This is a genomic window from Pseudomonas vanderleydeniana (assembly GCF_014268755.2).
Classification (GTDB): domain Bacteria; phylum Pseudomonadota; class Gammaproteobacteria; order Pseudomonadales; family Pseudomonadaceae; genus Aquipseudomonas; species Aquipseudomonas vanderleydeniana.
This window is the reverse complement of the sequence record NZ_CP077093.1, coordinates 6653645-6665438: the sequence shown is the minus strand read 5'-3', so window position 1 is coordinate 6665438 and position 11794 is coordinate 6653645. Positions and strand designations below refer to the sequence as shown.

Sequence of the window (11794 nt, the reverse complement as noted above, 5' to 3'; positions counted from 1 at the left end):
CTAACAGTTCTCATAGCAGGGCCACTACTGTTTTTTTATTCATGGAACTTTTGCGGTATGCCTGGGAGCCAGTCACTTATCTCAGGAGGAGTACCCATGTTTGAGGCCTTGTCACAGTCCATGGCTACAAGGGCGCAGGAACGCAGCAACCTGATTGTTTCCGACTTCGATGACTGGGCGGATTGGAAGTGGCAGCAGCGCAATGCCGTTACCCGGCTGGATGAGCTGCTGGGCTACTTCCCGGGGCTTGAACAGGGTGACTGGCTGGCGCGTATCAGTAGCCATCTGCAGAATCGCAAACTCACGGTGACGCCCTACACCCTGTCGCTGATCAAGGTGGATGAGCACCTGCGCCCGTTAGCCGGCGACCCGATCTGGCGCCAATTGATCCCGGATTGGAATGCTGAACACGGCCCCCAGCCGCTGGCCTACGATGGTGAGTCGGAGAACTGGGAGCTGCCCGACGAGATGGTCACGCCCATCTGCCAGCATAAATACGACAACCGGGTGATCCTGCGTCTGGCCAACGTCTGCCATGCTTACTGCCAGTTCTGCTACGAGGCCCTGAGGACCTTGGAGAAGCAGACGGCCAAGAGCTCGATGCGCAAGCAGGACTGGCTCGATACGCTGGCCTATGTGCGCAACAACCCCCAGCTGGACGAGGTGATTCTCAGTGGCGGTGAGCCGCTGATGCATTCCGACAAGCACCTGGATGGTTATCTCGGCGATCTGCGGGCTATTCGCCCGGACTTGATCATTCGGTTGCACACCCGCGCCCTGACCTTCAACCCGTATCGCATCACTCCGGAACTGGTGAACATCCTGGCACGCCACGATGTGACAGCGATCGGTCTTCACATTGCCCACCCACGGGAGGTAACCGAGGATTTCCTCAAGGCTGTGCAGCGGCTGCGCGCGGTGTGTCCGATCCTGTTTGCCAACATTCCGCTGCTCAGTGGTATCAACGACAGCTATGAAACCCTGTCCGAGCTGTGCCTGAAGCTGTATCGCGTCGGTGTGCAGCCGCACTATCTCTACCACTTCATGCCTTTCTCGCCGGGCTCCGAGGCCTTCCGTACCGATATCAGCGCCGCCCTGGCGATTGTCGGGCGAATGAAGCGCCGGCTGTCCAACATTGCGGTGCCCGAATACGTGCTGCCGCACAAGACCGGCAAGTACACCGTCCCACTGGACCTGAATGTTGGCTTGCCCCGCCTTGAGGTTCGCAGCGAAGGAGAATTCCTGCATTTCACCAACTGGCAGGGGCAGCCATGCACATTCCCGGAATGAAACCGCAGGGGGAGCGGGGCATGCCACGAATTGCCGAGCATCTGCGCGGGCTGGAAAACCCCAATCCCTTTCCCGGGCTGGTGGCGTTCCAGAAACGTACCGGCTATCAGGTGCAGTACCGCCTGGGAGGCAACGAATGCCTGGATGCGCCGCTGACGGTGCTGCAGGAACACTATGGTGAGGAATTCTGTCGGCTCGCCCGCCTGTATGGTGATCCTGGTGCCAGTGCCCTACGCGAGTCGCTGGGGCGGGTCCATGGTATCGACCCCGAACATATTTGCCTGGACAGTGGGGCCGATGCCGTGATCGCCCTGTGCCTGCGGGCCCTGTGTGTTCCGGGGGACAAGGTGGTCTGCACTGCGGGCACCTATCCGACCTTTGGTTATTTTGCCCGGGCGGCGGGTTGCGAAGTGATCGAGGTTGACTATCAGCGCACCGGGCACAGCCTGTCGGTGCACCTGCCCGGCCTGCTGCAGGAGGTGGTCCGCACCGGTGCGAGGGTGGTCTATCTGGCCAATCCGGACAACCCCAGCGGGAGCTGGTGGTTGCCTGAGGTCATCGATGAGTTTTGTCGGAGCCTGCCGGATGATTGCACGCTGTTGCTTGACGAGGCCTACCTCGACTTCTGTGCGGATTTGCAGGCAGATAGTGGGCGGCCCTTGCCGGGCTGCATTCGTATTCGCTCATTGTCCAAGGCCTATGGATTGGCGGGACTGCGTCTTGGGTTCGCCTTGGCGGATGAGGCGTTCATCGAACTGCTGGGCAAGGTCCGGATTCACTATGCCGTGGGAGGGCTGGCCCAGCATGCGGCACAGCTGGTACTGGATGACCCGCAGCACGGTGAATTGATACGCACGCTCAATGGGTTGCTGCGCAACAGTCTGGGCGAGCGGTTGCGAGAGGTCGGTTACCGGGTGCTGCCGTCCGGTACCAACTTCGTCAGTCTGCTGTTGCCTTCCACTCGGGCGGCCCAGCACCTGCAGGAGCATCTGCTCGAACACCACATCGCCGTGCACCGCCCTGCGCACCCGGCGGTCGACAACCTGATCCGGGTGACAGTGTGCGAGGCGGTGCTCGAGGATGAACTGATCGCGCTGTTCGAGAGGGCTATCGCATGAAGCCGCAATTGCAATTTCGCGATGCGTTTCAGGATGCGCTACCGATTGTTATCAGTGGGTTCGTCTTTGGCCTGGTCTTCGGCGTCCTGGCTGCCAAGGCCGGGCTCTCGACCTTCGCCGCCACACTGATGAGCCTGCTGGTGTTTGCCGGGGCCTCGCAGTTCATCGCGGTGGAGCAGTGGAACGCGGGGCAGCTTTCCCTGGTGGCGGTGGTCATGACCACGCTACTGGTCAATCTGCGACATCTGCTGATGAGTCTTTCGTTGCGGCCCTCGTTTCGCAAGGAGTCCAGGAGCCGTCTGATTCCGGCGTTTGCATTGCTGCTGATCGATGAAACCTGGGCGTTGGCCGAACATCGCTTCAAGCAGGCGACACCCTCGCTGCGTTACTTCGTCCAGGCCGGCCTGCTGATCTATGGCGGCTGGGTAGGTGGCACGTTGCTGGGTACGCAATTGGGGAACCAGATTCCGAGGCCGGCGGATTTCGGACTGGATTTCACCTTTGTGGCGATGTTTCTGTCGCTGATGGTCCTGCTCTGGCAGCGCTCGCTGGATTTCTTCACCTGGTTGCTGTCGGGTGTGATCGCATTCTATGCGGCGAGGCTGCCGGGCATCGGCCAGGCTTCGGTGGTGATTGCGGCGATTGCCGCCAGTGCACTGGTTGCCGCGTTACCACAACCTGAACCCGAGGAGAGGCGGGCATGAGTGAGTTGGAGTTGGCGGCGATCGTTGGAATGGCGCTGGTCACATACCTGACGAGAGTCGGCGGTTTGTTGGTGACATCGCAACGCACGCATTTCAATGGTTTTACCGAACGTTTCCTGAAGAACCTGCCTGCCGCGCTGCTGGCGGCATTGATCAGCCCCAAGCTGGCCAGCGGCGACCCGTCGATCTGGTTGGCGGCGCTGGTCACCGTGGTGGTGGTCTGGGTCTCCAGGAACACATTGCTTGGCGTCGCCACGGGGACCGTGGCGTGTGCTCTGATTCGTTGGTTGATGGGATAGGGACAGAATGAAAATAGGAATTATCGATTCGCTGCACAACAGTTATGTAGACCAGCCCGATATCGAGCAACGGGTGTTGGGTGGGGACGCGAGTGTCACGCTCTACCGGGTGCGCAGCACCGATGAGTTGCCACCCGACGCACTTGAGTGCGACGGCCTGATCAGCTGGCATCTGGTCCCGCTGCAGGCTGGTTTTCTCGGTGAGCTCAAGGCTTGCCGCGGGATCGTGCGGGCGGCGGTGGGGTTCGACAATATCGACCTGGTGGCCGCTCGGCAGGCAGGTATCGCCGTGGCCAATGTGCCGGACTATGGTACCGAAGAGGTGGCCGATCATGCTCTGAGCTTGGCCCTCTCGCTGCTCAGGCGCCTGCCCCGCGGGCATGCCGTGGTCAGCTCCGGTAGTTGGGACTGGCGTGAAGTCGGGGCGTTGCCACGTCTCAACCAGTTGCATGTCGGCCTGATCGGTTGTGGACGGATCGGCATGGCAGTGGCTTTGCGCTTCAAGGCCTTTGGTTGCCGTGTGAGCTTTTATGACCCTCATCAGAGCAGCGGGGTGGAGAAGTCCCTGGGCGTCAACCGTTGTGAAACGCTTGCCCAGTTGCTCGAGTGTGCGGATCTGGTGAGCATTCATGCCCCCCTCGACGATCGGACTCGGCATCTGATCGGCAAGGAGCAATTGGCTGCCTTGCAAGGCAAGTACCTGGTCAATACGGCGCGCGGGCCGATCATCGATGGCGCTGCCCTGCGCGACGCGGTTGCCGATCGTTTGCTCGCCGGCCTGGGACTGGATGTCTATGAGGACGAGCGTCAGGCGATACCCGCCGAGTTTCTGAATCGTGATGATGTGCTGCTATCCCCGCATGTCGCGTTCTACTCCGATGCCGCTCTGCCCGAATTGCGGGCCAAGGCAGCACAGGTGTTGCGCGAAATCCTCAGCCAGGGCCAGCATCGCAACGTCGTCAACTGAGGTCGTGCGGCGCAACGGTCGGCTCTGCGACTGTTGCGCCATAACTCCACACAATCTCCACATGCTCCCCATCAGGACTCCACATGGGCGTCCCAGACTCTCTCCCATTCCAATCAGGGAGAGAGACCCATGAACCGCAGTCTGGCGATAAAATTCGGGGCGATTGCCCTATTGATGCTGTTGTTGCTGGTCCCGTTGATGATGATTGACGGGTTGATCCGCGAGCGGCAGTACCTGCGCGACGGTGTCCTGGAAGATATCGCCCGCAGCTCCAGCAACAGCCAGCTGATCAGCGGACCGGTGCTGGTGGTGCCGTATCGCCAGACGTTGCGGGAATGGAAGACCGACGCCAAGGGCAAGCGTATCCAGGAGACCAGGGAAGTCAGCGGGCGCTTGTTCATGCTGCCGGATCGCTTCGAAGTCGATGGCAAGATCCAGACCGAGCGCCGTGCGCGGGGTATCTATGAAGCACGGTTGTTTCACGCCAACAACCATATCAGCGGCACTTTCGTGCTGCCGGCGCAGTTGGGTATCGACGAGGATTTTGCCGACTACCGTTTCGACGAGCCTTACCTGGCTGTCGGCATCAGCGATATCCGTGGCATCGAGAATGCGCTGACCCTGCAGTTGGGTGACCGGCAGTTGGAGTTCACGCCGGGAACCCAGGTGAGCTGGCTGGGCGATGGTGTGCATGTGACCCTGCCGCGAGTCGATGGCCGGCAGCAGCAACGCCTGGATTTCGAGTTTGACCTGACGCTGCAGGGTACCGGCCAGTTGCAGGTGATTCCGGTCGGCAAGACCAGCAGCGTGCACCTGGCCGCCGACTGGCCGCACCCGAGCTTCATCGGCAACTATTTGCCGGCCCGGCGTGAAGTGACCGAGCAGGGTTTCACGGCCAACTGGCAGACCTCGTTCTTCTCCACCAACCTGCATGAAGCGATGAGCAGCTGCGTGGACACCAACCGTTGCGAGTCCTTCAACGATCGTAGTTTCGGCGTGAGCCTGATCGACCCGGTGGACCAGTACCTGAAGTCCGATCGTGCAATCAAGTATGCGCTGCTGTTCATTGCCCTGACGTTCGCCGGTTTCTTCCTGTTCGAAGTGCTCAAGCGCCTGGCGGTGCATCCGATCCAGTACGCCCTGGTCGGCGCGGCGTTGGCCCTGTTCTATCTGTTGCTGCTGTCGCTGTCGGAACACCTGGGGTTTGGCATGGCGTACCTGGTGTCGGCGGGGGCCTGTGTCGGCCTGATCGGCTTCTACACCTGTCATGTACTGCGCAGCCTGGGGCACGGCCTGGGTTTCGCCACGGCGCTGGCGGCGCTCTACGGCCTGCTGTATGGATTGCTGAGCGCCGAGGACTATGCCTTGCTGATGGGCTCGCTGCTGCTGTTCAGCCTGCTCGGGGTGTTCATGGTGCTGACCCGCAAGCTCGACTGGTATGGGGTCGGCCTGGCGAGGACCAGCAGCCGCCAGCCGGTCGATGCCGAGGTGGCCCATGAGTAGGTCGCTGGGGTTGCGCGAGGAACAGCAGTGGGGGAGGGAGTTGGCATGGCTGATTGGCGAGGGCGTCCTTCAGATCGTCAAGAGCTTCGCGGATGAATCCGGCTCCCACAGAGGAGCGGCGTTCACAGGTTCTGTGACCACCACTGAACCCGTGGGAGCAGGATTTATCCGCGAAGGGGCCCTTGAGCCTTACCTCGGTATCATGCCGTGGCGGGGGTGCCGTTCAGCGTCGGTTCGTTCGGCGCCGACTTGAGCGGCCGGGCCACGTTCCACACCAGCAGCGCGGCGACGATGTCGAAGATCGCCAGGACCACGAACAACGGGCTGTAGCCGACCTTGGTCACCATGATGCCCAGGACCATGGTGAACAGCGCCGCGCCGAAGTAGCCGAACATGCCGCCGACACCCGTGGCCGTGGCGACTTCATTCTTGCCGAAGGAGTCGGAGGTGATCGCGTACAGCGCACCGGACAGGGTCTGGTGGGCGAAGCCGCCGACACAGAGCAGGGCAATGGCCGTATACGGGCTTTCCACCAGGCCGATGCAGGCCGGGCCGATCATGCAGCTGCAACCGAGGAACATCACCATCTTGCGCGAGGTGAACAGGCTGACCTTGAGGTGCTTGTGGAAGAACGGGCTCAGGTAGCCGCCGAGGATGCAGCCCAGGTCAGCAGCCAGGAACGGCAGCCAGGCGAACATCGCGATCTCCTTGATGTTCATGTGCCGTTCGGTCATCAGGTACAGCGGAATCCAGGCGTTGAAGGTCTGCCAGGCCGGCTCCGAGAGAAAGCGTGCACTGGCGATGGCGAAGAAGTTGCGGCTGATGACGACCTTTTTCCAGCTACCCTTTTTCGGGGTGGCGTCCTTGAAGTGTTCTTCCTGGCCGCTGAGGATGTAGTCGCGCTCGGTGTCGCTCAGGCGCTTCTGGTCCCGTGGGTGCTTGTACAGCCACAGCCAGGCCAGGCTCCAGACGATGCCCAGGGCGCCGACGATGATGAACGCCAGTTGCCAGCCACTCTGCAGGATCGCCCAGACCACCAGGGGCGGTGCCAGCAGCGCGCCGAAGGACGAGCCGATGTTGAACCAGCCGATGGCGACGGAGCGCTCCTTGGCCGGGAACCATTCGGTGGTGGTCTTGACCGCCGCCGGCAGGCCGGCGGCCTCGGTGACGCCCAGTAGTCCGCGCACAAACGCCAGGCCCTGCCAGCCGCTGGCCAGGGCTGCCGCCGCACAGGCCAGGGACCAGGCGATGGCGAAGATCGCGAAGCCCAGCTTGGTGCCGATGGCGTCGACGATGTAGCCGGCGATCGGCTGCATCAACGCATAGCCGATCTGCCAGGCGACGACGATATGCGAGTACTGCTCGGTGGAAACGTTCATCTCGCTCATGAGCGTCGGTGCGGCCACCGACAGCGTGTTGCGAGCCAGGTAGTTGACCATCAGGCCACAGGTGACCAGGCCGATCATCCACCAGCGGATGCCTTTGATTTTCATCACTTCACCATTTTTGTTTTTGGAGTCGAGGTGGTGCGTAGCGCCCCGTGCTCGAACGGGGAACGGGTGCGTCGGGACATCAGGAGGGTGGCGAGTGGGTTGTTGGGGAGCCAGTGGCGAGCAGGGCGCACAGGCCTGCAGGAGGTGCAATGAATCCGGTCATTTGCGTGGACACTCTTTGAATTATTTTTATTGGAGCGAATATGTTTCGTTGTATGTCGTCGTATGACTAGCGCCTTTATAAGGACTGTCGAGAGGGGATGTCAATTGGAGTTTCAACAAAAAAAGCGCCTATCGCGGTTTCTGACCGATGGGCGCTTTCATTGTTGTCGTATGACTATGGAGTCAGCGGGGGCGGCGACGTAGCAGGGCCTGAATGCCGATTACCGCCGGAATGCCCAGGCCCAGCCAGCTCAGCGCATCCCACAGGCCATCGCCGAGCAGCGCGGTGAACAACCCCGCGGCGGTGAGCACGGCGATCAGCAGCGGGATGGCGAAGACCTTCCAGAAATTCGATGCCCTTGGTTTCATCGGCAGGCCTCTGCCATGGCGGCCTTGGGGTGGCGGCGGACCCACCACAGGTACAGGCCGCTGCCGAGCACGACGATGGTCAGCACATCGAGCAGGGCCCAGAGGACCTTCATCGGCAGGCCGCCGTAGTCGCCGAAGTGCAGGGGTTGCGACATGCCCATTGCATCCATGTACCAGGGCCGTTCGGCCACGGCGGTGACCTGCAGGTTGCTGGCGTCGATCAGTACCGGTGTGAGCAGGTGCGAGGTCAGCTGGCTGGCGCCCTTCATGAACACCGCGTAGTGATGTTCGCTGGAGAAACGTGTGCCCGGGAAGGCGATGAAGTCCGGCTGCATGCCGGGGGCCGCCTGCTCGGCGATCTTCAGCAGGTCGCTGGCCGGGGCGAGCCGGGTCAGCGGCGGGGCGTTGCGATAGGGCTCGACCATGGCGCCGAGGCTTTCGCTGCGCCAGGCGTCGATGATCAGGTCAGCACAGGCGCTGATCACGCCGGTGACGCCGACCACCAGGCACCAGGTCAGGGTGACGATGCCGATCAGGTTGTGCAGGTCGAGCCAGCGCAGGCGGCTGGATTTGTCCTGGCGCACGCTGGCGAACTCCAGGCGGCGCATGAACGGCAGGTACAGCACCGTGCCGGAGATCAGTGCCAGCACGAACAGTACGCCCATGAAGGCCAGCAGCAGCTTGCCGGGCAGGCCGGCGAACATGTCCACGTGCAGGCGCAGCAGGAACAGGGTCAGTCCGCCGTTCGCCGCCGGTGTTTCCAGGGCCTCGCCGGTCCGGGCGTCGAGCATGAAGGAGTGCGACGAGTTGGGTTCGGTGCCGGCAGTGGCCGCCATGATCGCGATTACCCCGTTCGGATCATCATCGTCCCAGGCCAGGTATTGCATGGCCTCGCCGGGGCGATGGGCCTGTGCGGCCTGCACCAGTTGTTCCAGATTCAACTGCGGGGTGTCGGCGGGCATCTGCCGCAGCTCGGGTTCGTTGCCCAGCAGATGGTCGATCTCATGGTGGAAGACCAGCGGCAGCCCGGTCAGTGCCAGCATCAGCAGGAACAGGGTGCAGATCAGGCTGGTCCAGGTGTGGATGAAGGCCCAGCGGCGGATGGTGTGGCTTTTCATGGCATTTTCCAAATGCAAAAGGGCCACGGCTGCCCGTGACCCTTGTTTCGACGCGATGAAGCTAGTCGGTTACCACTTGTAGTTCACGCTGGCGACCACGCTGCGTTGGTCACCGTAGTAGCAGTAGTAGCTGTCACAGGTGGACAGGTATTCCTTGTCGAACAGGTTGGTGGCCTTGACCGCCACGGTGGCACCCTTGAGGGCGTTGTCGACGCGGCCCAGGTCATAGTGGACCGACGCGTCGAACACCGTGTAGGCATCGGCCTTGCCGAGCCAGGTGTTGGCCTGGTCGCCGTAGGTATTGCCGGTGTAGCGGGCACCGGCGCCGACGCCGAAGCCGTCGAGGAAGCCGCTGTGCCAGGTGTAGTCGGTCCACAACGAGGCCTGCTGTTCGGGCATCCGTTGCAGGCGGTTGCCCTTGTAGATGCCTTTCTGCACTTCGGACTTGGACAGGGTGTAGCTGGCGATCAGCTTGAGGTTCTCGGTGACGTCGGAGGTGGCTTCCAGTTCCAGGCCCTTGACCTTCACTTCGCCGGTCTGGCTGGTGACTGGAGTGTTGCCGACCATGTCGGTGACCTGCACGTTTTTCTGGGTCAGGTCGTACACCGCAGCCGTGAGCAGCGTGTTGCTGCCCGGTGGTTGGTATTTCACGCCCAGTTCCCACTGCTTGCCTTCGGTTGGCTTGAAGGTTTCGGTAGGCGAGGCGCTGGCGTTGCTGGTCGGCTGGAACGACTCGGCATACGACAGGTAGGGCACCACGCCCGAGTCGAATACGTAGCTGATGGCGGCATTGCCGGTGAAGGCCTTGTCCCGCTGGGTGTTGGTGACGTCGTTCTTGTTGAAGTAGGTGGTACCGCTGTGGACCCAGTCCTCGCGACCGCCGAGGGTCAGGCGCCATTGATCGAGGGCCATCTGGTCCTGGATGTAGAGACCGGTCTGGTTGGTTTTCTGGTTGTAGTCGTAATAGGCGGTTGAACGTGCCGGGCGGGTGATCGCCAGTCCGTAGGTCGGGTTGTTCACGTTGATGCCGGGTGCGCTGCCGAAGATCGAGGTGTAGGTGGTATCGCTGCGCTGGTGATCCAGGCCGAGCAACAGGGTATGGGCGATTTCGCCGGTATTGAAGTTGCCCTGCAGGTTGTTGTCGATGGCGATCTGGCCGATGTTCTCGTCGGTGCTGGTGGTGCTGCGAGAGGACAGGTTGCCCTGGTTATCCACTTGCCCATAGGGATAGGAGAGGGGGGTAATGGCCTGGAAGGACAGCTCGGATTTGGTGTAGCGCAGGTTCTGGCGGAACTGCCAGGTGTCGTTGATGCGGTGTTCGAAGGCGTAGCCCAGGGAGTAGTAGGTGCGGTCGTAGTATTCCCAGTTCGGGTCGCCGAGGTTCTTGTCGCGGGAGATGTCGCCGAACGGCATCTTGATCTTGGTGCCCTGGATCGGCCGGAACTGGCTGGTCATGCCGGTATCGTCGCGGGTGAACTGCGAGAGCAGGGTCAACCGGGTGTCGGGGTCGATGTTCCAGGTCAGGCTGGGAGCGATGTTGTAGCGCTTGTCATCGATCTTTTCGATCTGGGTGCCACCATCGCGGACCACGCCGCTGAGGTTGTAGAGGAACTGGCCGTCGTCATCGATCTTGCCGGTGCTGGCGAAGTTGATCTGGCGATGATTGTCGGTGCCGTACTGCACTTCGACCTCATGGCTGGCTTCGGTGCTGGGACGACGGCTGACCATGTCGATCAGGCCACCGGGCGGTGTCTGGCCGTACACCGAGGAAGCCGGGCCACGCAGCAGGGCGACACGATCCAGGTTCCAGGTTTCCATTTTCGGGTTGGCGTACACGCCCTTGGGCAGAGGCAGGCCATCGAGGAACTGGGTCGGTTCGAAACCGCGAACCAGCAGCCAGTCGGCGCGGCTGTCGCTGCCAAAGCTGCTGGCGACGATGCCTGGCATGTAGCGCACGGCGTCGTCGAGGTTCTGTACGTTACGCTGCTTCATCTGCTCGCGGGTGGCGACGGAGATCGAGCGCGGGGCTTCGACCAGGGCGGTGTCGGTCTTGGTGCCGGCAGCAGTGCGGGTGGCAACGTAGCCCTCGACCGGGCCCCAGGCGCTTTCGCCGCTGCCCTGGCCGGTGATGTTGGTTTCCGGCAGGGCCAGCGCACCGGCGACGACAGGAACCAGGGTATAGGTGCCGGCGCTGCTCTGTACCAGTTGCAGGCCGGTGCCATTGAGTGCGGCATGCAGGGCGCCGAGGGCGTCGAACTGGCCCTGGACCGGTGCCGAGGTCTTGCCGGCGGCCAGGGCCGGGTCAAGGCTCAGGGTTACCCCGGACTGGCTGGCGATCTGGCTCAGCACCGCGCCCAGCGGACCGGCCGGCAGGTTGTAGGCGCGCACGCTGGAGGCCTGTTCGGCAGCGATCAGCATCGGGCTGAGCAGCGGCGTGCCGAGGGCGATGGCGGCGGCCAGGAGACTGGGGCGAAGCAGGGTATCGAGCGTGCGGGACATGGGCGGATTCCTGAATGGAAATGTTTCTCAATGCCTATGGGCCGGACGAGATTCGAAAAGTGATAGGGCTGATTGAAAATAATTTAGATTCACGTTGGCTCTCCGGATGAACACCGTCCTCCCGTGGGGACAGGTGTGAGGCATTCCGTGGCCGGTCAGGTGGATGATCGTTCCCGATCTTGATCGCTCCCACGCTCCGCGTGTGAGCGCAGCCCGTGACGCTCTGCGTCACAAGAGCGGACGCCGAGCGTCCTGAAAGGCATTCCCACGCA

General features: G+C 62.1%; 10 protein-coding genes. 6 read left to right on the top strand and 4 right to left on the bottom strand.

The annotated features are described in order from the left end of the window. Positions 1-96 precede the first annotated feature (96 nt). From HU752_RS30005 to creD, 6 genes are all read left to right on the top strand, one after another. Positions 97-1290 (top strand): KamA family radical SAM protein, encoded by a 1194-nt coding sequence (locus tag HU752_RS30005; protein ID WP_186684379.1) that lies wholly within the window; start codon positions 97-99, stop codon positions 1288-1290. 20 nt (positions 1291-1310) lie between these two features. Further along, the gene (locus HU752_RS30000) at positions 1311-2408 is read left to right on the top strand and encodes a pyridoxal phosphate-dependent aminotransferase (protein WP_186684371.1); all 1098 of its coding nucleotides are present in this window, start codon (positions 1311-1313) and stop codon (positions 2406-2408) included. Further along, on the top strand, positions 2405-3112 hold the full coding sequence (locus tag HU752_RS29995) for an AzlC family ABC transporter permease (protein WP_186684369.1): 708 nt from the start codon (positions 2405-2407) through the stop codon (positions 3110-3112). The genes HU752_RS30000 and HU752_RS29995 overlap by 4 nt, the downstream gene beginning before the upstream one ends. Further along, on the top strand, positions 3109-3411 hold the full coding sequence (locus HU752_RS29990) for an AzlD family protein (protein WP_186684367.1): 303 nt from the start codon (positions 3109-3111) through the stop codon (positions 3409-3411). The genes HU752_RS29995 and HU752_RS29990 overlap by 4 nt, the downstream gene beginning before the upstream one ends. Positions 3412-3418: 7 nt before the next feature. Then, positions 3419-4378 carry a C-terminal binding protein gene (locus HU752_RS29985; protein ID WP_186684365.1) on the top strand — a complete coding sequence of 320 codons (960 nt, stop codon included), beginning with the start codon at positions 3419-3421 and terminating at the stop codon, positions 4376-4378. Positions 4379-4507: 129 nt separating this feature from the next. Next, complete coding sequence (gene creD, locus HU752_RS29980; RefSeq protein WP_186684363.1) at positions 4508-5881, top strand: cell envelope integrity protein CreD; 1374 nt, start codon at positions 4508-4510, stop codon at positions 5879-5881. A 200-nt stretch (positions 5882-6081) separates the two neighbouring features. Here the strand turns inward: creD and HU752_RS29975 are convergent, their stop codons facing one another. The 4 genes from HU752_RS29975 to HU752_RS29960 all read right to left on the bottom strand — a co-directional run bounded on the left by HU752_RS29975 (position 6082) and on the right by HU752_RS29960 (position 11522). Then, positions 6082-7374: an MFS transporter gene (locus tag HU752_RS29975; RefSeq protein WP_186684361.1), complete on the bottom strand. Its 1293-nt coding sequence runs from the start codon at positions 7372-7374 to the stop codon at positions 6082-6084. A gap of 345 nt (positions 7375-7719) precedes the next feature. Continuing rightward, entirely contained in the window at positions 7720-7905 is a 186-nt protein-coding gene (locus HU752_RS29970) for a hypothetical protein (protein WP_186684359.1), read from the bottom strand. Further along, positions 7902-9023: a PepSY-associated TM helix domain-containing protein gene (locus HU752_RS29965; RefSeq protein WP_186684357.1), complete on the bottom strand. Its 1122-nt coding sequence runs from the start codon at positions 9021-9023 to the stop codon at positions 7902-7904. Before HU752_RS29965 ends, HU752_RS29970 begins: the two co-directional genes overlap by 4 nt. 69 nt (positions 9024-9092) lie before the next feature. Further along, positions 9093-11522 (bottom strand): TonB-dependent siderophore receptor, encoded by a 2430-nt coding sequence (locus HU752_RS29960; RefSeq protein ID WP_186684355.1) that lies wholly within the window; start codon positions 11520-11522, stop codon positions 9093-9095. Positions 11523-11794: the final 272 nt, after the last annotated feature.

Excerpts from the sequence above, each read along its gene's own strand:
- HU752_RS29975 (WP_186684361.1), bottom strand. The coding sequence starts at position 7,374 with ATGAAAATCAAAGGCATCCGCTGGTGGATGATCGGCCTGGTCACCTGT.
- HU752_RS29990 (WP_186684367.1), top strand. The coding sequence starts at position 3,109 with ATGAGTGAGTTGGAGTTGGCGGCGATCGTTGGAATGGCGCTGGTCACA.
- HU752_RS29965 (WP_186684357.1), bottom strand. The coding sequence starts at position 9,023 with ATGAAAAGCCACACCATCCGCCGCTGGGCCTTCATCCACACCTGGACC.
- HU752_RS29985 (WP_186684365.1), top strand. The coding sequence starts at position 3,419 with ATGAAAATAGGAATTATCGATTCGCTGCACAACAGTTATGTAGACCAG.
- HU752_RS29970 (WP_186684359.1), bottom strand. The coding sequence starts at position 7,905 with ATGAAACCAAGGGCATCGAATTTCTGGAAGGTCTTCGCCATCCCGCTG.
- creD (WP_186684363.1), top strand. The coding sequence starts at position 4,508 with ATGAACCGCAGTCTGGCGATAAAATTCGGGGCGATTGCCCTATTGATG.
- HU752_RS29960 (WP_186684355.1), bottom strand. The coding sequence starts at position 11,522 with ATGTCCCGCACGCTCGATACCCTGCTTCGCCCCAGTCTCCTGGCCGCC.
- HU752_RS29995 (WP_186684369.1), top strand. The coding sequence starts at position 2,405 with ATGAAGCCGCAATTGCAATTTCGCGATGCGTTTCAGGATGCGCTACCG.
- HU752_RS30005 (WP_186684379.1), top strand. The coding sequence starts at position 97 with ATGTTTGAGGCCTTGTCACAGTCCATGGCTACAAGGGCGCAGGAACGC.
- HU752_RS30000 (WP_186684371.1), top strand. The coding sequence starts at position 1,311 with ATGCCACGAATTGCCGAGCATCTGCGCGGGCTGGAAAACCCCAATCCC.